Raw genomic sequence first — 25,527 nt, 5'->3', positions numbered from 1 at the left:
CATGCGGACCGGCACCAGGCCACCGTCTCGCCGACGGGGCAGGCGGCAGTCGCAGGTCGGGGTGTCGCCGTCCGGCCAGGCTGCCGGTGGGGGTGGCCCCGGTGACGACTGTGATGTGGGGATACCTGCGGCTGGCGCTGGCCGGTGGCTCGGCGCGGGTGATCGAGGGCGAGATCGAACGGCTGGCCGGTGAGTTCGGCGGTTCGGTCCGAGGCCGGTTGTTCCGCGAGGCGGGTGCGCCGGCGCCGCTGCTGTGGTCGCTCGTGGATGAGGCGGACCGGCAGGCCGACGGCGCGGTGATCGCAGCGGTGCGGGCCATCGCTGATCGGCGGCGGGTGGACCTCGATCGGCTGTTGCGGGCGGCGCCCCCGACGCCCGCGTTGTGGCGCCTGCTGGATGCGCTGGCCGTTTCCGGATCCGGTGATCGGCCTGGTCGGTTGATCGTGCCGTCGGAGGACCATTTCGACGGTCTCGGGGTCTCGAAGGCCCTTGTGCTGCACCAGATTGCCGTGACCGCACCGGATGTCGTGGTGACCTATCTCGATCCAGGAGGAGAGGCCGGCGGCGTCGATCGTGGTGCTCGGCTGGGGGAGTGCGGCCCGGACGAGGACCGTTCGGGGGTGATCGCCGACGTGCCGGTCCACGCGCACGCCGAAGAGGCGGTCGATCTCGTGTTGTGCAACATGCTGGTCCAGCTGGAACGCCGAGGTCTCAGCGACCTGGAGGAGCGGGCCAGCGGCGTGGTCCGGGCCCTGGTCGGGGCGGCCACCGATGACGCCTCGGCGATGTCGAACACGCTGCGGGTGCAGGCGCGATGCCCGTCCGGTGCACGGACGCTCGCGGTGGAGGTATGGGAAACCCGCGACCACTCCACCGATCCCGTCCCGGATGGGGTGTACATGCTGGCGGATCTGGATCGCGGTGGGGTCGTGCGCCGCTGCCGCAGCCGGGTCACCGGTGCAACGGTGACCCGTTGCGATCTCCCGCTGCCCGGGTACGAGCGCCACGACCTCGACGCGACGCTCCCGCCGTACTGGTCGCGCAGGCTTCTCGGAGGTGCGCCGTGACCGGGCGTCGATTCGGGATGGCGATAGTGCTGCGGCATCGGTCCAAACGGCTCACCAAGGCCCACACGGCGGAGTTGGCGGCGTTCGCGGACGCGGAGCGGCTTCCTCTGGTCGGCGGTGCGGTGCTGGTGGTCGATTCCGATGCCGATCTAGCGGTGCGGCTGGCGACGGTGGACTACGCGCAACTGTCAGTGATTCTCGTCGTGACCGCCGCGCATGTATCGGCCTGGCTGGACGAGATGCGCGTGCACGCCGAAGTGCGAACGTTGGTGCCCCGCCGCCGATTCGAGCGATTTGCGCCGCCACCGCGGCCCGGGTGCGCGGTCGGTGAGAGACAGCGGTGGTGATCGCCGTGGAATGCCATCTGGCCGTCGAGTGGGGCGTCGCGGGGATGCCTATCTGCGACTACCGCGCGGAGGAAATCGTGGCGGCGGTGTTCGCGGCAGGGGTGCGACGTCAGGGCCTGGCGAGACAGGTGACGGTCGACGCGCAGGTAAGCGCGGAGATGAAACCGCTTCCCTACCAACGACTTTTTCTGCCGTGAAGACGAGAGAGGACGGAATGCCGATGGAATCGGCGCCGAAGGAGCAACCGCCGGTCGGGGCGGTGCATGGTGGCGCGTCGGCGAGTGCGTCCACTGCGGGGGTGTGCCCGGTTGTGCAGGGGTCACCGTTCGAGGTGGACGGCCCGCGGGTGCTGCTGCATGTCCCGGAGTTCGCTGCCGATCCGCATGCCGCGTATGCGCGGATGCGGCGCGAGTTCGGATCGCTGGTGCCGGTGGAACTGTCGCCGGGTGTTCCGGCGACGCTGGTGATCGGCTACCGGACCGCGGTGCGGATCCTGAACGACCACGAGCATTTCCCCGCCGATCCCAGCGTGTGGCAGAAGGATATTCCGCCGGATTGCCCGGTGCTGCCGATGCTGCAGGCCCGCGACAACGCGCTGCGGAAGGCCGGGACGGATCACGCCCGGCTGCGCGCGGCGTATGCCGTGCTGAGCGGGGTGGATCTGAACGCGCTGCATGGCGCGGTGGACCGGGAGGCCGATCGGCTGATCAACGCGTTCGCCCGGAAGGGAGCGGCGGATCTGCACCGGGATTATGCGTTGCCGCTGATGTTCGGGGTGCTGTCGGATTTGTTCGCGATCCCGGACCCGTTGGCCCGCCGCGTCTATCGGGGGCAGGCGATGATCATGGACGGTATCGACGCGGCCGGGGGCGAGCTGATGTTCGGCGCGGCTCTCGCCGAGGCGGTGCAGTACCGGCGTGCTCATCCCGGTGACGATCTGATGTCGCGGATGATGGCGCACCCGGTGGAGCTGACCGAGTCGGAGTTGGTGATGCAGGTCGCGTTGCCGTTCGCGGCGGGCAACGAGCCGACGGCGAACCTGATCAGCAACGCGCTGTGGCGGCTGTTGTCCGCGTCCGACGTGCGCGGACAGAACTTCGCCGACGGCCTGCTCAGTGGAAGCCTGTCGACCCGCGACGCGGTCGACGAGGTGCTGTTCACCGACCCACCCTTGGCGAATTTCTGCATCAGCTATCCACGCCAGGCCACGTTGATCGGCAACGTGTGGCTGCCCGCGCATCAACCGGTGGTGGTCAGCCTCGCGGCCTGCAACAACGACCCCGCTGTCACCGCCGCCGACCGCACCGGGAACCGATCACACCTGGCCTACGGGCTCGGTGTGCACCGCTGCCCGGCCATCGCGATGACCGAGGTCATCGCCACGCGGGCGATCGATCAGATCCTCGACGCGCTCCCGGAGATGCGGCTGGCGACCCCACCGGACGACGTGTCGTGGCGGCCGGGCATCTTCCACCGGGCCCTGGCCGCGCTTCCGGTCGTGTTCGAGCCGGTGCGCGAGCCGATGCGGCTGATCGCGCCCCCGCAGTCCGCCCCGAAACCCCGTACCGACAGGAGGCCGCTCTCATGGCACACGACAAGCTGAGCGTGCTGGATCCCACCGGCGCCGATCCCCAGGGTGAAGTGGCGCGGATCCGCGACGAGCACGGCCCGGTCGCGCGCATTCAGTTGCCCGGCGGGGTACCGGCGTGGCTGGTGACCGACCACGCCATGGTGCGCAGCCTGCTGACCCACAAGAAGGTTTCCAAAGACCCCCGCTCCTGGCCCGCGTGGACGGCGGGAGATATCCCCGAGGACTGGGTGATGGCGCCGTTCGTCCTGGTCCGCAACATGCTCACCACCTCCGGTGACGATCACCAGCGGCTACGCCGGGCGCTGGCGCCGGCGTTCACCAAGCATCGGACCGACAGACTGCGGCCACAGATCACCGCGATCACCACAGACCTGCTCGACTACCTGGCCGAAACCCCGGACGGTGACATCGTCGATCTGCGTGCGGATTTCGCGCGACCGCTGCCGATCCGGGTGATCTCGGAGCTGATGGGTGTGCCGCCGGAGTTGTCGGCACCGCTGTGCGCTCACGCCGACGGTGTGCTCGACACCACCGCGACACCACGGCAGGTGACCGCCGATTTCACGGCGATGCGGATGGTGGCCGCCGAGGTCGTCGCACGCAAGCGAGCTCGTCCCGGCGACGATCTCACCAGCATTCTGATCGCGTCGGCGGAGCTGACCGAGCAGGAGCTGCTCGACACTCTGATGCTGGTGGTGAGCGCTGGGCACGAAACCACGGTGCACCTGCTCGGCCACAGCATCACCGCGCTGCTCACCGATCCGCAGCTCCGCGCCGACGTGATCGCCGGCCGCACCCTGTGGGCCGCGCTGATCGAGGAAGCACTCCGGCACCAGCCGCCCTTGGCGACCTGGCCGTTCCGGTTCACCCTCGACGACATCGACCTCGGCGGCGGAATCACGATCCCCGCGGGTGAGGCGATCGTGTTGTCGTTCGCCGCCGCCAACCGCGACCGGACGGTGTACGGGGCCACGGCCGACACGTTCGACCCGAACCGCGACACCACCATCCAGCGCCAGCATCTGTCGTTCGGATTCGGCGCACACCATTGCCTGGGCGCATCCCTGGCCCGGCTGGAGGCACGGGTCGCGCTGCCCGCACTGTTCGACCGGTTCCCCGACATGCAGCTCGCGGTGCCGCCGCACGAGCTCGGCAACGTAGCCAGCTGCGTCATGAACGGACCCCGCACGATCCCAACGCACCTGCACCCACCCGCCCGGCCGGACGTTCGAACGTGCGTGACCGAGTCTCGATGCTGCTGGGGCGCAGTCACTTTCACACCACCACGGAATGGAGGACCACGAGCTGTCATGGCTGACCGCATTCATGTGAGAGCCATCCGCGCCACACGAGGACGCTGGGTGGTCTACGTCCCCACGCTCGACGTGTGGACCATTGCCGAGGGCAGCGACGCGATCGAACGGGTCGCGGTCTTGATGATTACCGATGTGGCGCAACGCCCCTTCGACTTCGAGGTCGACCTCGACCGGTCCGTGCCCTCGCCGGGCACCGAGCGTGACCCCGAGCACTTCGCTACCCAGTCCTGCGGGATGCGGCGCTGGCCGGAGCCGGAGGGGGAGCGCTGATGTGGATCACCCACCGAACGGTCACCGACGCCGTGGACCTAGCCGCCTATTTCGGCGATGACGACTATCTGCTGCCGAATCAGGCAGTCGCCGCCGACGGCGAGCGCCCGATACCCGGCGACCCTCGCGTGACCGATGGAGACACACAGACTTCCGATATCTGACGCCGCGCCGCATACCGCACATCGCATCCGATCGCAACGGAAGTCTCACGGTGCGCTGCGCATCATCGCAAGTCACACGGCACGCGCGGATATGGGAGACGGGTTCACGCACAACGAGTTTGAAAGGAGGTGAAGACGAATGTACGAGCACCGCGGAGACGACGGCGCCAACGGTGGCGACGAGAACACCACCGGCGACGGCGAGTAAGTCGAACCCCCCTTTGGAGGGATTGGCACAGCGGTGGGGGCGGCTCTGCATTCCGGGCGCCGCCCCGCCGTTCCGGCACTTTCACACACACATCGAGGACTCTTGGCAATGAATGACACACCCGAACCGGTCACCCTGACCGTGCCAGCGGACAGGGTGCGCGCCGGGGACCTGTTGCACGGGCTCGACGCCGCCGCACCCATGTGGGATCTGCCCCGCCGCGTGATCGGCAAACCGGTGCCGATGACGCTGGTCGAGCTGGAACACACCGGAGACGACGACGGCCTGGTCGAACGCTCTCGCCGGTCGTACATGGTGACGCTCGCGAGCGCGGACCTGCCCGACGATGAGGTGGAAACATTGACCGGTTCGCATGTGCGGGTAACGCGCGCTGCGATCGGGGAGCCATTTCCGGTGACCGGCTACGAGTTTCCCGATCTTTCGGCCGCCGACACCGCCAGCGCGGCGACCGGAGGTCCAGCGGCGCTCGGCCTGCAGCCCGACCTCGGCAGACGCCACACGACCGCCCGCCACCGGCGGGTACCCGACCACGGAGCACGCGCGTCGCGGAACGACCAGCGGCGAGCAGGTCGCCGCGTCCCACACCAACGCGCAGGGTCCACGGTCCACCTGCGGTGGCACGACGCCACACCCGGCAATCGGGCCTCGCGACGGTCGGGAACCTGCCACCACAACCGCCCCGTCGGACAGACGCCGGAAGCCGCGCACGAGGCCGCGCTCGAAATCGCCGACCGTTATCCGGAATTCGCGCGACAGGCCGCCCGGCCGCGCCTGGGCGGGCCGCCGCTGCCGACGTTAACGCGAACGCCGATCATCCTGGACGTCGACGCGGGCGGCGATCCCGACGACGCGATCGCGGTCCGATGCGCCGCCTTGCTGCCGGAACTGGCGCTGGTGGTCACCAGCGACGAAATCGGCGGGGAGCGCGCACGATTCGTCCGCCACCTCCTCGATCTGCTGGGCCGCACCGACGTCCCGGTGGTCGCGGGCGCCGACCTCGGCAACCGAAAATACTGGGTCGTCGACGGCCTGACCCCATCGACTGTCGCAGCCCAACCCACCGACGTGCCGGCCGCGGTCCGGGCCCTCGCCGCGCGCACCGATGGCCGGATCCGGTGGGTCGGGTGCGGCCCGATGACCAACCTCGCCGACACCCTGCGCACCGCACCCGAACTGAGGGAGCGGCTGATGATCACCCAGATGGGTGGCGCCATCAACTACCGCGACCCCGACCGCGCAGAACACAACGTCCGGCTGGACCCCACCGCGGCCCGCTACGTCATCGCAACCGCGCACGATCTCACGCTGGTGCCCTCGGACGTCACCTTCACCGACAAGATCGCGCTCTACCCCGGCCACCCGATCTACCAGCAGCTGACCGCGCCGGACGCAGGCGAGTGGGCGCGGCTGCTCGCGGTCCACCTCGACCGCTGGGCCGCCGCCTTCGGCGGCCGCACGAGCAAACAACACGACCCGATGACTCTGACCGTCGCGTCCTGCTGGGGTTTGCCGACCTGGCATTGCGGCGTGTTGTCCTCGCCGATGACGGCCGCATGCGTATCGACCCCGCGGGCCGCCGGCTCATGATGGCCGTCGACGCCGACTATCCCGCGTTCATGCGCTGGCTGACCGCACAACTGGGCGACCCACCGGCCGCGGGCGCACTGGTGGTACAAGCACCCGGCGGGGGTTCGTCGTGAGGGATCCGTTCGCCGCCCGGGCGTTCGACGCCGGGACGCGAGGGCCGGTCGGTGTGGATACCGAGAGGCCGAGTTTGCCTCGCGTGCAGGACTATTGGCGGCGCGGCCGCGACAACTACGACGCTGATCGTGCGTTCTGCACCGGCCTGGCTCAGATCGCGCCGGGGTGGCCGGACGTGATGCGCATGGGCAGGCTCTGGCGCGAGCGTGTGGTGCGCTATCTGGCGGGCCCGGCGGGGATCCGCCAATTCGTCGAGCTGGGGGCGGGGTTCCCCGCTATGCGCGATACGCACAGCATCGCCCAGGAATTCGGCCGCCCCGCGGTGGTGGTTTACCTCGACCATGACCCGGTGGTGACCATCCACGGGCGTGTACTGCTGGGTGGCTACCCCCGCTCGCACTTCGAACGGGCCGACATCACCGATCCCGGCCGCGTGCTCGACGTCATCGGTGAGCATGTGGACCTGAGACAGCCGGTAGCGTTGCTGGCGGCGGGAATCCTGCCCCACATCGGCGGCGATGTGGATCCGGGCACGCTGATGCGCACCTACATCGACGCTCTCGCGCCGGGTTCCCATGTGGCACTGACACATTTCCTCGCCCCGCACGACGGCGCCAGCCACCACAGCCTCGCCGCCGATCTGCAGCACCGCTACCTCACCGGCCTGGGGTCGGGATGGTTCCGGTCCCGCGACGCCATCCTCGGCCTGTTCCATGGCGTGGAGCTGATCGAGCCGGGCCTGGTGCCCCTCGACCAATGGTGGCCGCTGGGTCCGGCCGTCGGGTTGTCGCCACCGGAGCAGCGTTTGGTGGTCGGCGGTGTCGGCGCGAAGACCGACAGCCTCACCGAGCGAGTGGTGGCGCTGTCGCAGTGGCGGCGCTGATGGGCGCGAACGGCGAAATCCGCACCGACATCCCGCATTCCGCGCGGATATGGAATTACTGGATGGGCGGCAAGGACAACTACGACATCGATTGCACGGTCGGTGACGACTGCGCCCGGATCTACCCGCGTATCGGCGAAATCGCCTGCGAGGCCCGGCGATTCGCCATCCGGACGGTGCGATATCTCGCTGAGGAGGCCGGGGTCGGGCAGTTTCTGGATCTCGGTGTCGGCTTGCCGACACCGAGCAACGTCCACGATGTCGCCCAGCAGATCGCACCCGCGGCGCGCGTGGTGTATGTGGACAACGACCCGCTGGTACTCACCCACGCCCGCGCCATGCTCACCAGCCGCACCTGCGAGGGCGTGACGTGTGTCGTCGACGCGGACTTCCGCGACACCGCGGACGTCATCGGCCAGGCGCGGCAGGTGCTGACCTTCAGTGCGCCGATCGCGGTGCTGATGGTGCAGGTGCTCGGGCACACCGCGAGCACCGAGGAGATGTGGGAGACGGTGGCGGCGACCATGTCCGCCGTCCCCTCGGGCAGCTATCTGGCCGTCTACGACGTCACCGACACCGACGACCGGCTGATGCACATGTTCGAGGCATACGCCCGTTCCGGGGCAGCCCCCTACCGGCCGCGAACCCAAGAAGCGCTGCAGGACTGCATGCGAGGACTGGAGACCGTGGCGGCCCGCGTCCCCACCGCCGGTGACGGGCAGCCCGCCACCCCGCGCTCCGAGGCGGTCACTGCGCTACCGGTCTACCGCAGCGTCGGACGAAAACCCTGATGCGAGAAAGGATTCGAACGGACATGGACATGGAAAAGGCGACGCTCACTGTCAAGACCTTGGTTGAGCGATATCGCCGCAGTACCCGAGCGGTGATGATCCGGCTCCTGCGAGGTGAGAGCGCCGAGCGAGTGTTCGCGCTGCGGCACACCGACGCTGATGGACGCACATTTGTGTCCGCCGTGCCCATAGGGAGGGTCGGTCGGTGTCCGCAGTGCATCGACGAGGGCCCAGTAGGCGCATACCGGGTGGCCGAGCCCTTCGCGCCGTGGTGGCTGACCGTCGACATCGAGTGCTGTGCCGGCGGGCACGGCAAGGTGATCGCGCGAGCGAAGCGGGCCCGGTTCCGCCCGGCCCGGTCGTCACCGGCGGTGGTGTGTGGTGACCCGTCGCAGCAGCGCACATTCCAGATGTCGCGATCCTTCGGTCGGCGCCGGTCCTCGGTGATCACGACCGGGACCCTGGCGGGCCTGGATTGCCGGAAATGCCGCTGGCTGGGCAGTGTGACCGCTTACCGGGTGTTGGCCGGGGACACGGTCCCGGCGTGGCTGAGCCCGATCGACCTGGACTGGTGCGACGTCTGCACCAGAGCCGACCTGATGATCGACGTGGACCTCCGGCCGATCACCATCGCACCGCTGGCGTCCTCATGAACACACCGTATGCGTACCGGCCGCGGCTTCCCACGGTGATACCGCAGGCCACGGACCTGGAAGCGGGGATCGCGTGGCCGGCCGTACACGGCCGGTGCGAGCTGCTGGCGCGTCGGCCCGCGACCGCGGCACGGGTGCACGCGGGACCGATCCAGGGCGGCCGTATGACAGCGCAGGCAGCCGGACGCGGCGCGTGCCGCACCGCGCACGCGGCCCAGCGACACGAAGCCGAGAAGATCGGTGCCGGTCATGCATAGGCTCGCAACAGATTCCGACCTATCACGAACCCCGGATGCGTTCGATATGGACACACCGAACTCCGCGCGCGTGAACGACTACTTGCTGGGCGGTAACGACAATTTCGTCGTCGACCGGGACCTGGCGCGTCAAATGCTGTCCAGCGCACCCGAAATCAAGACGTTGGCGTGGTTCACGCGGAGTTTCATGCGCAAAGCGGTCGAGATGGCCGCTGACGCCGGTATCCGTCAGTTCGTCGACCTCGGTTCGGGTTTCCCGTGCTCGCCCAATGTGCACGAGGTGGCTCACGAGATCGAGCCGTACGCGCGGGTGGTGTATGTCGATTATGACCGGGTCGCGGTCGCCCATTGCGACGCGCTGCTGGCCGGGGCGCTCGGTGTCACGGCACTGCTGGGCGACGTTCGCCGTCCTCACGACATCCTCGATCAGCTGAACAACCACACCCTGATCAACTTCAACGAGCCCGTAGCCTTCCTCCTCGTCGGCGTGCTGCATTACGTGATGGACGACGAACATCCGGCCGACATCATCGCCGCCTTCCGCGATCAGATGGCGCCGGGCAGTTACCTGGCCATCGCTCATGGCTCCAGTGATTCCGACCCGGAGATACTCCGGGTCCTCACCGCAGCCAACGGCACGTCGGCCCAGGTCGCCTTCCGGTCCACAGCGCAGACGGAGGCATTCCTTGCCGGGTTCGAGTTGCTCGAACCCGGTGTGGTCCCGGTACAGCAGTGGCTCCGCCCCGATTTGCCGGAAACTCGGATGGTCATGCTCGGTGCCATCGGTGCGACTCCCAGTCATAGGTGGCGCCCCGCGGGCGGCTGAACAGGCATGATCATGTTGGTTCCCAGGTATCGGTGGCGGGAGTCCCCAGTTGTTCTCGGCGGCTTGGTACAGGATCGATCAACGGTGTTGTCGGAGCATCGAGTCGCCGCCGATTTCTCCGATTCCGTTGGTCCTGGCCATGAAAGCGCTACGGTCCCGGCTTGTTGGGTTTCGACAATGGACGATGGTCTGTTGGGTGGATGTCAGGGCCGCTGTCACCCCGCACAGCGCCCGGAGGGGAGTGCCTCTCTATAGGACCGCGGCGCGGTCCGCCTCGACTACGTAGCTGTCTCTATGTCGAGGTGTTCAGGGGCAGAGTTTCCGGTAGGCCGGGCCGTCGGGCACCCGCGTTGTCCATTGGTCTTGTGTGAACGAGCCGTCGGCCCAGGAGCATAGTGCGGCTGCGGGATCGGCTGTGGCGCTTGTATCCCAGGTTTTTATGGCGCGTTCGGGGTCGAAGGTGAGCAGGGTTCTGCCTTCAGGTCCGAAGCCGACCGTGGTCAGGGGCATCGCGGTTGTCCCGCCGGCGTGTGCGCTGATAGGTGTGCTGATGGCGCGGCGGGTGGTCATGTCCCATAGCTGAATGGTGTCGTCGTTGGCGGCGACGGCGAGGGTGTTCCCGTCCGGGCTGAGTGCCATGTCGAGCACGTCGCTGTTGGAGGGAAGAGTGAGGTCGGCGCCAGTTGTCTGGTGGCTGCGGGTGTCCCAGACTCGTATCGTGCGGCCATTGCCGGCGAGAAGGGTCGTGCCGTCATGGCCGAATACCATCGGGCCCGTGCCGCCGGTGGGTTTCCATGGGTTACCGATCTGCCGGTGAGACGCGATGTCCCACAGTCGCACGTTGCCGTCGAAACTACCGGTGGCGAAGGAATTGCCGTCTCGGCTGTATGCGACCGAACGAATGGTGCCGGAGTCGACGGAGATAGGGACGGCGATCTGTCGGCGGTTACGGATGTCCCACGCCTGCAGGAGGTGGTCTTCGCCGGCTGCGGTGACGGTGGTGCCGTCCGGGCTGAATGCCATCGATGTGACGTCGCCGGCCGGGGTTCTCATCGGCTCGCCGATCTGCTGTCGGGTGGCGGTATCCCACAGCCGCACAGCACCCGGATCCTCCCTGGAGACAATTGAGTCCGCGGTGGCGAGAATCGTGCCGTCCGGACTGAATGCGGCCGTCGTCGTCGCACTGCTCTCCGCAAGCGGTGCCCGCTGAATCGGTTGCCGCGCAGTCAGATCCCACAGCCTGACGGTGCCGTCACCGGAGCCGGTGGCGATGGTGTTTCCATCGGGCGTGAACACGAGTGTGCGAATCGCACTGGTGTGGCCGGTGAGTGGGTCACCGAGTGGTTGGAGTGTGGCGGTATCCCACAGCCGTACGATACCGTCGCCGCCGCCGATGGCGATGATTTCGCCGTCCGGGCTGAACGCCACCGTCGCGACGCTGGGGATGTCGCGGAGGCTACCGGCCTCCCGGCCGGTCTCGGTGTCCCACAGGCGCAAGGTCTTGTCGTCGTAGATCCTGGCGAGGGTGGTGCCATCTCGATTGATTGCCTGAGCGATCAGTGTGCCGCCGACACCCGGGCGAGGGTCGTGAACCGGGTGGCCGGTGGTGGTGTCCCACAACTGCATCGTGTTCGCGTCGTTGGTGGCGAAGGTCGTGCCGTCGGGGCTGAACGTTCCCCATCTGACAGCGGGTGTGGAGGTGATGGGATCGCCGACCTGCTGGTGGCTGGCGACGTCCCACAACCGCACGATGCCGTTGTCGTCGCGGGTTGCGACCGTCCTGCCGTCGGGACTGACTGCGAGCGTGGAGGTGCCGGCATCGATGAGCGGGTCGCCGATCGGCTGGCGCTTTGCGGTGTCCCACAGTCGCGCATTGCCGGATCCGCCGACAATGGTGAGGGTTGCCCCGTCCACGCTGAACGCCATCTCGTACACCCCACTCGGGGCCGGAAAAGGGTCACCGAGCGGACGGCGGGTCGTCGTATCCCACAGCTGCACCCCGTCGTCGATGGTGGGGAACGCCAGGGTCCTGCCGTCATGACTGAGCGTCAGCGACCCGATCGCCCCGGTGTGACCGGTGATGATCGCGCTCAGCGGGTTGCGGGCGGCGGTCAGCATGGCGTAACGGGACTCGGAGGTGGGATCGATGCGCCATGCGGCCAGCGCCGAGTAGCGGGAGCCGAGCGGGTCGGTGGTGGCCAGGCGTTCGCTGCGGCTGATGAGTTCGCGTGCCACGGCGGCGTCGCGTTGACGGGCCGAGGACCGACTCGCTTGGACTGCCACGACGGTGGCGACGGTCAGCGCGACAACAAGAACGACCAGCAGACCCTGCAGGGCACGGCGTTGCCTTGTGCGGCGACGCTGGGCGCGGATTCCGGCTGCCAAGAACTGTGTCTCGCTGTCACCGAGATGCGGATAGCGCCACGGCTCGGCCGAGATCCGGTCTGCGGTGGCAGCGGCGGTGTCCAGCACGCTGCCCGAGTAGAGATAGGCCGGATCGCGGTCATGGAGGTCCCATTCGGCCGCGGCCGCGCGAAGTCGGGTACACACGACACGACTGTCGTGGGTTTCGGCCAGCCAGGTGTCGCGCAGCAACGGCCAAGCGGTGAACACGATCTCGTGGCTTACCTCCACGGTGCCCGCGGCCAGGGTGAGCAGGCGCTCGGCCGCGAACGCCTCCAGCACGGCATCGACATCGCCGACTGGGTCACCGGCTGGTGTCAGGTCCGGGCGTGGAACACGGTCCGCGGTGTCGGTGCCGTCGCTGCCGGTCACGGCAAGTCGGGTGAATACCTGCCGCGCGATCATTCTCTGCGATGGAGTGAGCGAGTCGTATGCGCGTTGCGCGCTCTCGGCGACCGCGCGTTCGATGCCGCCGGTTCGCTCGTAGTCGGCGGCGGTGAGCGTGTCGCCCGCGCGAGTGCGCCATGCCCGATCCAGCGCGTACGACAACAGCGGCAGCACCCCGGCTCCGGACACCACACCATTCGATGTGAAGGCTGAATCGGTGGTGCGGTGAAGCGTTTCATCGATCAACCCGGCGGTCAGGTCGTCGTCGACCCGGGATCCGACCTGCTTGGCCGGTTCTGTGATCGCCAGACGCAACTGCCGCTCGGTCATCGCGGTCACGAGAAACCGGTCCTGGATCGCATCGGTCAACTGCTCGTAGTCGGCACAGCGAACCTCGAAGTCAGCGCGTACGACCAACACCACCACAGCCGCGGCGCGCTGCGACTCGCCGTGCGCGATGGTCGCGGCAGCGTGCAGAGCGGTGATCATCGCCCTGCGCTGGGCATCATCCGGGCACTGTGTGAACAGCTGTTCGAACTGATCGACGACCAGTAGGAGGCGACGGTCATGACCACCTCCCGACCCCGATGCAGTGGCCGTGGCCTGAGCCACGGTAAGTGCGAATGCGGCGGGGTCCCGGCGCAGTTCCCGGCGCACGGTCACCGCGTCCAGCCCAGCCACTTGCGCTGTCGCCAAGGCGAGTTCATCGAGCGGCGTGTGCCCGGGAGCCAGAAGCAGACATGGCCAGTCGCGCGCCTCGGGCGTCCCGGGCAGTCCCGCCCCACGGACGCGCGGGAGAACACCTGCGCGCAGCAGCGACGACTTCCCGGCACCGGACACACCCGACACCATCAGCAAACCCGGCTGCGACATCTGTCGTGAAAGCCGTTGCAGCACAGACTCGATGGCGGCATCGCGGCCGAAGAAGAACGGTGCGTCACGCTCGGTGAACCGCCCCAATCCCCGATACGGGGATTCGACATCACCGCTCACATCTATCAGCGGAGCCGGCGCGACACCCTCCGACCACGTGCCGCGATAGTTGTAGATGATCTGGGTGTTCCCGGCACCGATCATCACCCCCTGCGCGGCACGGACATCCACCACACGTTCACCGCCGCGCACCACACCGTCAACGAACTCGTCCTCGTCGGCTCCCACTATTTCGCAAACCCCCCGTCATCGGACGTCAATACACAGGTACCGATCCTCGAAACACCCTGCACGAGGCGACAAACGATCGATCCAAGCCCCGGCGGTCGCCCCGCATCCAGGACAGCTGCGGTCGATCTCAGCGGAAGGTGTTGTGCTGAGTGTTGTGATCTCCGAGCACGACACCCTGAGCATGCCGCAGATCAACACGAGCCCTGGCCTGATCGACCCGCTCGCCGGGAAGCAGCGACAGCAACTCCTCCGCGGCGGCCCGCAGCTGACCGTCATCGACCAAACCCGCATGCGTGAGGGCGGCTTCGATCTTGGAAACATCGGCTCCCGGAGCCGATTCGTTCGCCTCTATCGCCGCGGTCACCTCCTCCGGCGCTGCAGCACCATGCCGGATACGGTTCCGGACCGCCGTATACGCGTCACGGACCGCAGCCGAAGCCGCGTCCTGACCCCCGGCCGCCGCACCAGCCACCAACGCCGTCGCGATAACCGTGAACGGATCCACACCTACCCCCTGCCCATCGGATGTGCTGTACAACACAGGCTAACAACAACCTCCGTCAGCGGCGGACTACAACAGCGATGCCCCCGGCCAGTCGCCAATCGTAACTGGGAACCGCTATCTACAGCTGGGGATCACAATCGGCCGCACAGCGCAGCGAGTCTCGACCGAGGATACGTCCACGGGCCGAGCGGGGGCTCGGTAATGGCCGACAATCCATTCGACGAGCGTCCGCTGGTGCCGCCGGAAACCTGGCCCAACAGCACACGCCATCGGCGGCGCCACAAGCGCCCGCGCAGACCTCCAGCGATACCGGACGACAGCCTGCCACCGGCCCCGGCTACCGAGGCTCCCGACGGATCGTGGGACGAGTGGCTCGAGCCGGGCCACCCCGGTGAGCGCACTCAACCGTCTGCGCCGCGCCTGATCGTGCAGAGCACTGATGCCCTACTCCTGCTCACGGTTACCGGTAGTCGCCTGGTTGTCAGTCGATCCGTGGGGCAACGGGCAGGGCGCGTCGTCAACATCGGCCGGGGGTGTCGGCCGTTGGGTTCGCGTTGCGGCTGAATGTGGATCGCGCTCGTTGCCGCGGTCGAGCAGTAGGCAGAGAAGGGCGTAGACGCGGCGAAACGGCTGGTCTCTACCTGCGGGCATGGTGATGACATAGCCGAGCAGGAGCATCGTGGCACCAACCATGCCGACCAGGAGATAGAGCACGGGGTGGTCTGCGATAACGATCGTTCCGATCACGCCGGGAGTCACAACTAGCGCGTGCCGCCGAAGGGATGTCGAATTCTTCCTCACACCCCTCTAGACCTAACGAAAAGCCGAAGCGTTTGACGGACGCGCAACGCCACGAGCAGCAAATCGCTCCGATCGCGGACGAGGCGGCACTGGACGAGGCATCGGAGCGAGTGGCGCGGCACGCACGACGGGTCACTCTGTGGCAGCGGCGGCTGGCTGAGTCGACCGAAGCCTATCTGCAGGTGGCGGCCCTGGACACCGAGGCGACACACCGCGCTCACGTCTGGGACTGCTGCAAGATCAGGTGACAGCTTCGGTCACGCGGCCTGACTGGCCGGTGGGGTCATGATTGTCTCGTATTCGATCGGGGTCAAGCGGCCGAGGCTGATCTGCCTGCGGCGGCGGTGGTAGGTCCGTTCGATCCAGGTGACGATCGCGATCCGCAGTTCTTCCCGGGTAGGCCAGGAGCGGCGGTCCAGAACATTCTTCTGCAAGAGCGCGAAGAAGCTCTCCATAGCGGCGTTGTCACCGGCCGAGGCCACGCGACCCATCGAGCCGGCCATGCCGTGTCTTATCAAGGCGTGCACGAACTTTCGGCTACGAAATTGCGATCCACGGTCGCTGTGCAGAATGTATCCTGCCACGCTTCCGCGCCGCGCGACGGCGTTGTTGACAGCGCGCACGGCGAGGCTCGATTTCATCCGCGAGTCGATGGAATAGCCCACGATCCGATTCGAGTACACGTCCTTGATCGCGCACAGGTAGAGTTTGCCTTCAGCCGTACGATGTTCTGTTATATCGGTGAGCCACAACATATTTGGACCATCGGCAGAGAACTCGCGACGGACCAGATCGTCGTGCACCGGCGGGCCCGGTCTGCTGGTGCGGCCACGTTTCTTGCCGAACACGCTCCACCAGCCGGCCTGCGAGCAGATCCGCCACGCGGTCCGCTCGGCCATCGACTCCCCGGCTGCACGGGCCTCGTCGACGAGGAACCGGTAGCCGAATTCTGGGTCGTCGCGGTGCGCGTCGAACAGCGCGTTGGCCCGATATGCCTGCGCGAGTTCGGTATCGGTGACCGGGGCTGCGAGCCACCGGTAGTAGGGCTGACGCGCCAGCCCCAGCACCCGGCACGTCACCGCGACGGGGATGCCGTCGGCGGCCAGCTCGCGGACGAGCGGGTAGATCATTTTCCCGGCAGGTTCGCCTGCGACAGGTACGCGGCGGCCCGCTTGAGGACCTCGTTTTCCTGCTCCAGCAGCTTGACCCGGCGTCGCAATGCCCGCACCTCGGCCGACTCGGTCGTGGTCGTCCCCGGTTTCACCCCGTCGTCGACGTCGGCGTTGCGCATCCACTTCGACACCGTCATCGGGTGCACCCCGAAGTCAGCGGCGATCTCCTCGATCGTCACCCCGGCGTCCCGATTGCGGGCGACCCGCACGACATCGTCACGGAACTCACGGGGATAGGGCTTGGGCACGATGGCATCCTTCCGGCTCACCCTCCGGCAAGCCAAATCAGATGTCACCTACCTGTGCAGCAGTCCCCTGAGATCCTGTACCGACTGGGTCGGTTCTGCTTGCGGAGGCGCCGCATCGTGGCGTTGATCTGGGTGGCTGTGCTGGCTGCCTTGGTGGCCGGTGCCAGTGCGGCGCCCGAAGCGGGCGAGGACGGGCTGTCGATGCCGGGAACGGAATCGCAGCAGGCCCTCGACATGCTCGATGCCCGGTTCCCCGGCGTCAACGCAGACGGCGCCGACGCGCGCATCGTGTTCGTCGCACCGCCAGGCCAGCAGATCACCGCCGAGGCGAACAAGGCCGCGGTGGACAGGGTCGTCGCCGAGGTGGCACACGGGCCCCAGGTGGCCAACGCGCTGAGCCCCTTTCAGGCCGGCGCGGTCAGCAAGGACGGCACCACCGCATACGCGATGATCAGCTACGCGGTGCCCAGCACCGACATCTCCGACGCCACCAAGACCGCACTCGAGGACGCTGTGGATCAGGGCCGGGCGGCGGGGCTCACCGTCGATTTCGGCGGCACCGTCATGCAGGCCAGGCCCGAGATGGGCGGGGCCACCGAGGCGATCGGCCTCGCCGTCGCTGCCGTGGTGCTGGTCCTGACCTTCGGATCCCTTGCGGCAGCGGGGATTCCGCTGGTATCGGCGCTGGTCGGAATCGGAGTCGGAATCGCCGCGATCGTCACGATCGGCCTGTCGTTCACCACCACCACCTTGGCCATGATGCTGGGACTGGCGGTCGGTATCGACTACGCGCTGTTCATCGTCTCTCGATACCGCGCCGAGCGGGCCAGCGGGCACACCGCGGCCGAGGCCGCGGGACGCGCCGTGGGCACCGCCGGTTCGGCGGTGGTTTTCGCCGGACTCACCGTCGTCATCGCGCTGGCGGGCCTGTCGGTGGTCGGGCTGCCCGCGCTCACCACCATGGGATTGGCCGCCGCGGGCACCGTGCTGGTGGCGGTGGTGATCGCGCTGACCCTGCTCCCCGCGCTGCTCGGGTTCTTCCAGAACGCCGTCCTGCCCCGCAAGCTCCGCGACCGGGCACCCACGCCGGATGGGAGCGCCATGACGCCGGAGCCGGTGCGAAACACCAACGCCGGCATGGAAACTCGCTGGGCACGACTGGTCGTGCGGTGGCCGGTCCCGGTCTTGCTGGTGGCCGTCGCCGCGCTCGGTGTGCTCGCTGTCCCGGTCAAGGACCTCGCGCTCGGCATGCCCAGCGATGCGTCGCAGCCGGCCTCGACCACACAGCGACGTGCCTACGACGCACTCGCCGCAGGATTCGGCGCAGGCGTCAACGGCCCCTTCACCCTCGTCGTCGACGCGACGGGCACACCCGACCCGAAAACCGCGGTCACCCGCGCCGCGAGCACGGTGGCCTCGACGCCGGGCATCGTGTCGGTATCGCCGCCGAGGTTCAATCAGGCCGGGGACACCGCCGTGCTCACCGCGGTGCCCGCGACCTCGCCGACGTCCACCCAGACCAAGGACCTCGTCCATACCCTGCGAGGGCAGGCCGGGCAGCTGCGTGCGGAGACCGGGGCGTCGATGCTGGTCACCGGCACCACGGCGTTGAACATCGATATGTCGCAGAAACTCACCGACGCCCTCGTGCCCTACCTGGCGGTCGTGGTCGGATTGGCGTTCCTGCTGCTCATGGTCGTGTTCCGGTCACTGCTGGTTCCGCTCAAGGCGGCGCTGGGCTTCCTGCTGTCGGTGTGCGCGGCGCTGGGCGTGATCGTCGCGGTGTTCCAATGGGGCTGGCTGGCCGATGTACTCGGGGTCGAGCAGACCGGTCCGGTGATGAGCATGATGCCGATCTTCCTGATCGGGGTGGTGTTCGGCCTGGCCATGGACTACGAGGTCTTCCTCGTGACCCGGATCCGGGAGGCCTATATCCACGGGGAACCGGCCGATCAGTCGATTGTCACCGGATTCCGGCACAGCGGCCGCGTCGTCGTCGCGGCGGCGGCCATCATGATCGCCGTGTTCTCCGGTTTCGTCGGACTCGACGATGCGATGATCAAAATGGTGGGCGTGGGGCTGGCGTCGGCGGTCTTCTTCGACGCGTTCCTGGTCCGCATGACGATCGTGCCGGCCGTGCTGGCACTGCTCGGCGACGCGGCGTGGTGGTTCCCCCGCTGGCTGGATTGATTCGCCCTAGAGCCTGTAGATATCGAGATCACAAGTATGCCACCCGACGACCATTGGTCGGCCAGCCCCAAGCCGGTTCGTTATCGCGCAACCGTGCGTGTAACGGCAATGCTGGACGTTTTGCGGCGCGATGATCGCTTCCGTTCGGCTCAACAACTCTATGATGACCTGCGAACGGCCACCTCCCTCCGTATCGGGCCAACCACCGTTTACCGTATCCTTAACCTTCTGGTCGAACAGGAGCTCGTAGAAACGCAACGATCCGAAGCGGGTGAGCTGATGCGTTCCAGCGAGCCTAAGTAGCCGCATACGGCATTGATTGCAGCGGCCAAATTGTCCGCCCAAAGGTCAACGAGCAGGGGGACATCTCTGCTTCGGCCACGCACCAATGTGCCATATGGTCGAGAGGACGCGATCATCCATCACCGACGTAGCCCGGCTATGGAGACATCGGCACGGTGAAGAACATCAGCGCGCGACACGGTGGTGTTGCACTGTCGACCATGACCGCGACCAGAGGTTCGACAGTGCACCGAACAGCGAAATCCTTGCCGTGGGAACTGAACCGCCTACGTCAGCAACGCGCCGGCCTTCTTCGAGGATCAGAGCGACTGTGCGCTCACGGAATTGCGGTGAGTACATCATCGGCACGGGCGGAGATCCTTCTATTGAAATGAGTAGGAATCTCACGCCCGGCGTACAGAACCTCAGGACAGCCCAAAGCGGCCCCAAACCATTGGTGTGTTCCAACGCAGATCAGCGTCTACTGACGCTTCCGACGCCGACGACGAACTCGCTGCCCCGCTCGTCGGTGCCGATCATAGTCGATGCCTGGTGCTCGCCGTCGGTGGCGATCGTCCAGGACCGCAGGGTTATTGCGGCTGCTGTGGGTAATGTGCACGTTTGGACGGGCGGGTCCAATTTTGCGGTGTTTCCGTGGGCCGATAGGGACCACGAGCACCCGTTGTCGGTTCGAGCGGTGACCCGGTTGCCGTAGTCCCGTGTGATCCGCACATTCCCCTGTTCCTGGGACTGATCCATCATTCTGGCACCGTCCGGCGCGGTGCGGGTCGTAGCCCGGAGATTGGCCCCGGTTGCCGGGTCGGCGGGATCGTAGGCCCAAGTGCCGGTGAACTTGTCGGTGGCGTCCGGGTCGTACTCCTCGGCCTTGGTGCGTGCACCATTCTGGACAGCGAAGTCATAGTCACGGTCCGCGCGGTGGCTCTTCGCGGCAATGGTTTCCTTCTCTTGATCGCCATCGACCGTGACCGTCCATCTGGAGACGGTGTAAGCCACGTGCTGAGTGGGGTTATGGCAGAGCTGAGATGGGGGGTCGAGTTCCAGCGATTCGGCGGAGGCCTTGAAGCGCCATGTGCAGCCCACGTCCGTGCGGCCGATGATCCGATCCGTTCCATCGGCAGTGAAGACGATGTCCCCGACCTGGGGCACCTGGTTTCGGCCGGGCGCATCCGTCACCGCGATGTTCGTCAAGGTGGTGCGGTCCGGCTGGTTGTAATTCCATATGCCGAGGTATTTCTCCACCGCGGGGGCGTTGTCCGCGTCGCTTGCTTGGGAGGTGCAGGCAGTCGCCGCCACCGCCAGTGCGAGTGGCAGCAGGACGCGACAGATCCAGGGTTGCGTCGTCGCGCGTTCGGAATGGTGCATTGCATCCTCCGGCTACCGGGTTGTCAGGTGCTGCGTGCGATCATGAGTGTCGAGACAATAGATTGCCGTAATCAGCAAGAAATCGCTGCCGAGTGGTTTCGGTAATATAATTCGCGATTCCAATAACATCCCAAGTCGAGCAGATGTATGCCACTGTGGAAATCCAGACTCAAGGTCTTCGGCAAGAAACTATATCCGAGGTTCCAAGTTGTTGAGTCATCCCAGCGACAATATTCGTCGGCCATTTGCGCCGTTGTGTTCGATATGATCCCATCATCTGGGGAATATCTGGTCATGCCATCGCCGTCCATCGTGGGTCCCGCTTGTTTCGAGGCTACTGATCAATGGCTCTATCTCATTGTTTCGCTGAGGTCCATCCGGGCATGGGGAGCTCAGCAATCTGCTGTTGTACGCTCGTTGCTATCCTCCGCATTGCCTGGTCTGCGTCCGTCAGATCCGGTGTAGCTTCAGGGGAATGTGCACCCATGAGCGTGGCGATCTCCGAGTCGAGGCCGGAAATGATAGCCAGTGCGATTGCGGTGGTTTCCAGTTTGCCCAGTTCGATTATGTCGGCCATCTTTATGAAATGTTCAGCCATGCCGTAACAGTACAATATCTGGCGATGAAGGTTCTCGAACACGCGGAGGTGTAGCTGGGTCAGCGACTTGTCGGGCCGGATGGAGTTCTTGGAATGCTGTTTCAGAAGGGTTTCATGAACTTGTGCCAATATCTCCAGATAGCCACCGATTTCGGTCCACGAGTCTGCGTGTCGGCGTATCGCATCCTCATCTACCAGAGGGAAGTAGCTAGACGCCAGAGCTGCCGCGCGATCCATCATTCCTTCGTGTGGTTCTGACGTCATGGCGACACTTCACTTCCGTATATCGGCGTGACTCGGCGTAGGGTCTGGTAGCGGATTTCTCACCTGTGCGAGTAGGTGTATGGTCCGATCGCTACCGTCCCAGTCAACGCCATGGGCAATGGAGTGTGCAGCTCTGTCTGCAGATCTTAAAGATTTCTTCAGGGCTCGAGTGGGGCTGTAGATGAGTGATGCACCCAGGCGACCGGGAGCGTCCCTGAGCGGAGCTGCCCGGGTAGTTGTGATATGTGTCACATCGTGTCATAAAATCTGCGTACGCGGTGTCTTATGCCCGAACCCTGCACGCAGGAGGTTGCGCACTGGGACGGCGTCAAACAGTCCCCGCCGCATTCGATCACTGTGGATCAGGGACTCACCAACCGCTAGTAAAAGAGGAAATATGCAACACGAAAAAGCGATATTCAAGCGGATCTCTATCGGGGTCGCCGCCGCTTCTCTGCTCGTCGGCGTGACCAGTGGGTGTAGCGAGGAGCAAACTTCGGCGGCCAGCGAACCCGAGGTCCACGAACTCCAGGTTACGACCGACCAATACTCCGCCCTGGACCTCGGTTCGAGCGGCACGAGTGTGGGCGACATGGACGTCTTCTCCGGTAGCGCGATGAAGGACGGAAGCAAGGTCGGAAACGCCGGCGGCTCATGCCAGGCCACGCATGTGGACGGCGAGAAGGTTACTACCCAGTGCCTGATTACGATGGAACTCGAGGCCGGCGCTCTCGCGGTGCAGGCACTCTGGATCAAAGGAACAAGCCCCCTCGATATGGCGATCACCGGCGGAACGGGCGCCTACCGCAATGCGAGAGGTGTCGTGCGCTTCTGGGACATCGCCACACCGAACGAGAGGTTGCGGACGGAGATCTTCTATTAGAGGGTGTTGCGCAGCAAGAAGTTCGGTGTAGGAGTGGACCTGCGTGCTTCCTCCGCTGAGATCACTCGCTATAGTCGAGGCATTGTGGAGGCTGTCGATCAACCGTGCGCTCAGCGGGGAGAAGCCTGCAAGATGGTTACGGACGAAGCCGACCGCAACGCGATGGTGCGGATCGGCGAATCCTTTCTGCCAGCCGTCGCTGTCCTTGCCGAACGCCCTGAGGTGCGGTCCGAATAGTGTTCCCAGCAACGGATGTTCAATATTGCGTTCGAACCCCAGCGCCCAGTTCGCGGTTCTGCCGAGTACAAGCCGGTCGACAGTTCTCGATTGATGAACGTTGCCAATCTGTCGCCGGTGATGCGGTGCATGATTTCGGCGACCAGATACCCCGAATGCCATGGCGTGATAGGCGGCTACACCCGGCTCGACCCGACGCGCCGCAGCGGCGAGCCGCTGCGAAATCCCCTGACTGGCAGCGAAATTCGGGTGATCGACGTCGAGGAATCCGCATGGTCCGGAACGTAAGATAATCCCGCGGTATTGCGGCGGCCGAGGCCGGGACCAGGCCGCTGTTAGGCGGGTGGTTCGATGACTCAACCCTCGGCGTGGGTTGCTATCAGTACGCCCACGCACAGCGCGGACGCTACGGCGAGGGCAATCCTGGTGTCGAGACCCGGATATCGAAGTCCAGCTCTTCGGACGGCTTGGGGTACGCGATGATACAGATCCCTTTTCCCAGCGCGAGCCACGCTGTCACCGTGATGACCGTTTGCACATTACCGATCGTGCCTGTCGTGTTGCATGGATCTAGTCACGCCGTTAGATTCATGAAGGTTTTCTGAATCTGTCACCGAATCGCTTGCCTCTGCTCTCCGGACGTTAGTACAAGTTGCTATTGCATCCTGTGCACTCGTACTCGGCCGTTCGGAGGGAGCCATGGAGGAACGAGCTCGTAAGCAGCCCGCAACCAGGATCATCCGTCGTACGTCGATAGATCGGGTACGAGCGGTGCTGGATCTCCTGGAGGTCGATGGGGAGCCCCACACGCCGCAGCAGCTGTACGATGCGATCCACGTGGACTCCCGTATCGATATCAACCCCTTGACCATCCATAGAATTCTTCATCGACTCGACAAGCACCGCCGGGTGGAAAGGTTGCATTCGGACAGTGGTGAACTAATGTATCGAATTCTGGACCCGAACCATCGCAACGGCAGCGCTTCGCATAGAAAACATGGTCGAGGAGCGACGGGACTTATGATCTTCAGGGTTTCTTCATAGCTCGACAGGCGCGGAATGCGTGCGAATCTTGTAGGCTCGAAAATCCGGGAATATTGTCGGTCCGCAGTATCGAACACGATGATGCCGAGACCGTGGATTCGGCACTGTGCCGATACCGCTGGTAGCGACCCGGAGCTGTGGTGCGATAGGTGGTGGCCGATATGTATGAGCGGTTGGAGGTCGATCCTCAGGCTCTGCGCGAGGCTGCTGAGCAACACCGGGAAGTTGCCAGGGATATCCGCGCTTGGTCCGAACCGCCGACTGAATGGCTGGCATCCTTCGAGGACCAGTTCGGTAAGGTCGCCGATTCGATTCGCCAGGCGCTGGAGGTATATTACGAGGCGAGGCATCGAGCCGGGACGGCCCTCGCGAACGATCACGACGATACGGCCGACCGGCTCATGGATTCGGCGGACTCCTACGAACAGGTAGACGACGACGGGGCTTCGAGTATTCGCCGGGCCTCACACGGTGCCGAACAGCCAGGGCCGATGCTCGACGCAAAGCTCTCGGAGTCAGGCGTGGTAGCTGCAGCTCCAGCAGGCAGCGGAGATGCGGTCGGCGCGGGAACACCTCCGACGGCCGAAGGTGCCCTGCTGCCGTCAACTGCCTCCTCGGCCGGTGCACCTGCCGGGAGGTCAGCGGAAAGACGTTATGCGAGTAAGCAATTCACTGTCGTGGAAGAACCCGATTCCTCGGTGGGCCCGCTCATGCCGGTGGCGGTGGTGTACACGCCGTTTGCCTCCGCGGTGTCGGGCGCGACTGACAAGGCCGCAGGATTGCCTCACGTAGTGGGCGATCCCGGCTGCGAAGATCTGATAGTGGCGCGCACTCTGCTGCGCAGTGTTCTGGCCGCCGTCGACCCTGCGGTCGTGGGGCTGTCCTGGGCCGTGTCGGTCATGCGTGGTGACGTCGGTGCCCGCGTATTCATCACATCCAGCGAGGCCCGCGGCTGGGTGCCCGCAGGACTGTTTCTTCCGCGCGAAGTCTCCACCCCATGGGTCTGGGATGACTTCCTGGGAACCGAAACGTCCGGAGGCCCGGGATCCGCGTGGGAAGGAATCGACGATCCGGCGCGAGTGCTGGTCGAATTCGGTCTGAGATGGGGGTCGAAGGTGGGGGCGCGACTATCGGCGCTGGCCTCGTCTAGATCGGTCGATCCCACCATGCGCTCACACTTCGCCGACGCAGCGATGGAAGGGCCGGTGCCGCCCGCGCCCGACATAGATCTGCGAGTGCCCGGACCCGGTACCGTCGACCGACTTGGCCTTGCCGGTTCCGAGCAGGTCCTCGAACGGCTCGTGATGCCTTCCGACACGCAAATACAATCGAGGTGCCTCGAATTGGCAATAGACGCGCACACCCGCGTCGGCCGTACATGGCCCAATCCAGCCGAGGCATATGCTTTGCCAGCTCGACGGGAACGCATTCTTGGGCGTGTTCGTGCAGATCGTCCGGTCCCGCCGCACTGGTGGGAGGAACTCCGAGACTCCGACGATCTCCTGGTGGCATGGATGACGTCGATGCGCATAGATCCGAGCCGCATCGATCTCGGCGAGTTGCGAGCAGACGACGATTCCCTTCTTCGAGCGGCGGCGTTCGAGCGGCGATGCAACGAGCTGGTGCTGTTGCTGGGTGAGGAGCCGACCCGCCAATGTTTGCGCGACTCGGTCTATGCATACGGACAGATCGTGAATCACCCGTTGCTCGCTGCTGCTTCGTCTGCGGTGCCGTCGGGCACCGCAGCCAGGCATACCGTGCAGAATGCCGCTGACGAGCCACCCACGGTGGCTGCGGTTACATCACACCGACAGTCGGCTGCGTCTCCATCTGATCATCCGTTGCCGTACCGGGATTAGCCCGGGTCCACT

23 protein-coding genes are annotated in these 25,527 nt (G+C 65.8%); 18 read left to right on the top strand and 5 right to left on the bottom strand.

Annotated features, from left to right (window positions below; translation table 11 throughout):
* Nucleotides 1-101 precede the first annotated feature (101 nt).
* From NM1_RS29715 to NM1_RS29665, 12 genes are all read left to right on the top strand, one after another.
* Complete coding sequence (locus NM1_RS29715) at nucleotides 102-1,067, top strand: hypothetical protein (RefSeq protein ID WP_157124026.1); 966 nt, start codon at nucleotides 102-104, stop codon at nucleotides 1,065-1,067.
* Nucleotides 1,064-1,414 carry a hypothetical protein gene (locus NM1_RS29710; RefSeq protein ID WP_147289135.1) on the top strand — a complete coding sequence of 117 codons (351 nt, stop codon included), beginning with the start codon at nucleotides 1,064-1,066 and terminating at the stop codon, nucleotides 1,412-1,414. Before NM1_RS29715 ends, NM1_RS29710 begins: the two co-directional genes overlap by 4 nt.
* The gene (locus tag NM1_RS29705) at nucleotides 1,408-1,611 is read left to right on the top strand and encodes a hypothetical protein (protein WP_068027279.1); all 204 of its coding nucleotides are present in this window, start codon (nucleotides 1,408-1,410) and stop codon (nucleotides 1,609-1,611) included. Before NM1_RS29710 ends, NM1_RS29705 begins: the two co-directional genes overlap by 7 nt.
* Nucleotides 1,612-1,634: 23 nt before the next feature.
* Entirely contained in the window at nucleotides 1,635-3,017 is a 1,383-nt protein-coding gene (locus NM1_RS29700; RefSeq protein WP_068027466.1) for a cytochrome P450 family protein, read from the top strand.
* A complete protein-coding gene (locus NM1_RS29695; protein WP_068027274.1) occupies nucleotides 2,999-4,591 on the top strand; it encodes a cytochrome P450 family protein in 1,593 nt (530 codons plus the stop codon). The genes NM1_RS29700 and NM1_RS29695 overlap by 19 nt, the downstream gene beginning before the upstream one ends.
* Nucleotides 4,591-4,755: a hypothetical protein gene (locus NM1_RS42590; protein WP_157124024.1), complete on the top strand. Its 165-nt coding sequence runs from the start codon at nucleotides 4,591-4,593 to the stop codon at nucleotides 4,753-4,755. The genes NM1_RS29695 and NM1_RS42590 overlap by 1 nt, the downstream gene beginning before the upstream one ends.
* A 316-nt stretch (nucleotides 4,756-5,071) precedes the next feature.
* Nucleotides 5,072-6,571 carry a nucleoside hydrolase gene (locus tag NM1_RS29690; RefSeq protein ID WP_068027271.1) on the top strand — a complete coding sequence of 500 codons (1,500 nt, stop codon included), beginning with the start codon at nucleotides 5,072-5,074 and terminating at the stop codon, nucleotides 6,569-6,571.
* Nucleotides 6,538-6,684, top strand: a complete 147-nt coding sequence (locus NM1_RS42585) for a hypothetical protein (RefSeq protein WP_157124022.1) — start codon at nucleotides 6,538-6,540, stop codon at nucleotides 6,682-6,684. The genes NM1_RS29690 and NM1_RS42585 overlap by 34 nt, the downstream gene beginning before the upstream one ends.
* The gene (locus NM1_RS29685; protein ID WP_068027268.1) at nucleotides 6,681-7,568 is read left to right on the top strand and encodes an SAM-dependent methyltransferase; all 888 of its coding nucleotides are present in this window, start codon (nucleotides 6,681-6,683) and stop codon (nucleotides 7,566-7,568) included. The genes NM1_RS42585 and NM1_RS29685 overlap by 4 nt, the downstream gene beginning before the upstream one ends.
* The gene (locus tag NM1_RS29680; protein WP_218022178.1) at nucleotides 7,556-8,359 is read left to right on the top strand and encodes an SAM-dependent methyltransferase; all 804 of its coding nucleotides are present in this window, start codon (nucleotides 7,556-7,558) and stop codon (nucleotides 8,357-8,359) included. Before NM1_RS29685 ends, NM1_RS29680 begins: the two co-directional genes overlap by 13 nt.
* 248 nt (nucleotides 8,360-8,607) lie before the next feature.
* Entirely contained in the window at nucleotides 8,608-9,012 is a 405-nt protein-coding gene (locus tag NM1_RS29675; RefSeq protein WP_068027265.1) for a hypothetical protein, read from the top strand.
* A 249-nt stretch (nucleotides 9,013-9,261) separates the two neighbouring features.
* Nucleotides 9,262-10,095 carry an SAM-dependent methyltransferase gene (locus NM1_RS29665; RefSeq protein ID WP_068027257.1) on the top strand — a complete coding sequence of 278 codons (834 nt, stop codon included), beginning with the start codon at nucleotides 9,262-9,264 and terminating at the stop codon, nucleotides 10,093-10,095.
* Between the two features lie 306 nt (nucleotides 10,096-10,401).
* Here the strand turns inward: NM1_RS29665 and NM1_RS29660 are convergent, their stop codons facing one another.
* Complete coding sequence (locus tag NM1_RS29660; RefSeq protein WP_068027254.1) at nucleotides 10,402-14,046, bottom strand: nSTAND1 domain-containing NTPase; 3,645 nt, start codon at nucleotides 14,044-14,046, stop codon at nucleotides 10,402-10,404.
* A 130-nt stretch (nucleotides 14,047-14,176) separates the two neighbouring features.
* Complete coding sequence (locus tag NM1_RS29655; RefSeq protein ID WP_068027251.1) at nucleotides 14,177-14,554, bottom strand: Het-E N-terminal domain-containing protein; 378 nt, start codon at nucleotides 14,552-14,554, stop codon at nucleotides 14,177-14,179.
* 833 nt (nucleotides 14,555-15,387) lie between these two features.
* Between NM1_RS29655 and NM1_RS29645 the strand changes: the two genes are divergently transcribed.
* Nucleotides 15,388-15,603 carry a hypothetical protein gene (locus NM1_RS29645; RefSeq protein ID WP_068027244.1) on the top strand — a complete coding sequence of 72 codons (216 nt, stop codon included), beginning with the start codon at nucleotides 15,388-15,390 and terminating at the stop codon, nucleotides 15,601-15,603.
* A 9-nt stretch (nucleotides 15,604-15,612) separates the two neighbouring features.
* Here the strand turns inward: NM1_RS29645 and NM1_RS29640 are convergent.
* A protein-coding gene (locus NM1_RS29640) for an IS3 family transposase (RefSeq protein ID WP_114699856.1) occupies nucleotides 15,613-16,775 on the bottom strand; the annotation gives its coding sequence in 2 pieces (ribosomal slippage) (nucleotides 15,613-16,488 and nucleotides 16,491-16,775; 1,161 coding nt in all).
* A gap of 117 nt (nucleotides 16,776-16,892) precedes the next feature.
* Here NM1_RS29640 and NM1_RS29630 point away from each other — a divergent pair.
* Both NM1_RS29630 and NM1_RS41570 read left to right on the top strand, forming a co-directional pair.
* Nucleotides 16,893-18,965, top strand: a complete 2,073-nt coding sequence (locus NM1_RS29630; protein ID WP_068027239.1) for an MMPL family transporter — start codon at nucleotides 16,893-16,895, stop codon at nucleotides 18,963-18,965.
* 36 nt (nucleotides 18,966-19,001) lie between these two features.
* Nucleotides 19,002-19,268 carry a transcriptional repressor gene (locus tag NM1_RS41570; protein WP_084520168.1) on the top strand — a complete coding sequence of 89 codons (267 nt, stop codon included), beginning with the start codon at nucleotides 19,002-19,004 and terminating at the stop codon, nucleotides 19,266-19,268.
* A gap of 453 nt (nucleotides 19,269-19,721) precedes the next feature.
* On the opposite strand, the gene NM1_RS29625 is transcribed toward NM1_RS41570, so the two are convergent.
* Both NM1_RS29625 and NM1_RS29620 read right to left on the bottom strand, forming a co-directional pair.
* Complete coding sequence (locus NM1_RS29625) at nucleotides 19,722-20,630, bottom strand: hypothetical protein (protein WP_068027236.1); 909 nt, start codon at nucleotides 20,628-20,630, stop codon at nucleotides 19,722-19,724.
* A 355-nt stretch (nucleotides 20,631-20,985) separates the two neighbouring features.
* Nucleotides 20,986-21,492, bottom strand: a complete 507-nt coding sequence (locus tag NM1_RS29620) for a hypothetical protein (RefSeq protein ID WP_147289134.1) — start codon at nucleotides 21,490-21,492, stop codon at nucleotides 20,986-20,988.
* 397 nt (nucleotides 21,493-21,889) lie between these two features.
* Here NM1_RS29620 and NM1_RS29615 point away from each other — a divergent pair, with 397 nt between their 5' ends.
* The 3 genes from NM1_RS29615 to NM1_RS41565 all read left to right on the top strand — a co-directional run bounded on the left by NM1_RS29615 (nucleotide 21,890) and on the right by NM1_RS41565 (nucleotide 25,515).
* The gene (locus tag NM1_RS29615) at nucleotides 21,890-22,375 is read left to right on the top strand and encodes a dirigent protein (RefSeq protein ID WP_068027230.1); all 486 of its coding nucleotides are present in this window, start codon (nucleotides 21,890-21,892) and stop codon (nucleotides 22,373-22,375) included.
* Nucleotides 22,376-22,627: 252 nt separating this feature from the next.
* Nucleotides 22,628-22,900: a hypothetical protein gene (locus NM1_RS29610; protein ID WP_068027227.1), complete on the top strand. Its 273-nt coding sequence runs from the start codon at nucleotides 22,628-22,630 to the stop codon at nucleotides 22,898-22,900.
* Between the two features lie 905 nt (nucleotides 22,901-23,805).
* Nucleotides 23,806-25,515: a type VII secretion target gene (locus NM1_RS41565; RefSeq protein ID WP_147289133.1), complete on the top strand. Its 1,710-nt coding sequence runs from the start codon at nucleotides 23,806-23,808 to the stop codon at nucleotides 25,513-25,515.
* The last annotated feature ends 12 nt before the right edge of the window (nucleotides 25,516-25,527 follow it).

It is taken from the genome of Nocardia mexicana NBRC 108244 (assembly GCF_001613165.1).
Classification (GTDB): Bacteria; Actinomycetota; Actinomycetes; order Mycobacteriales; family Mycobacteriaceae; genus Nocardia; species Nocardia mexicana.
Note: the sequence above shows the minus strand (reverse complement) of the source record. Positions and strands in the feature narration are given on the sequence as shown.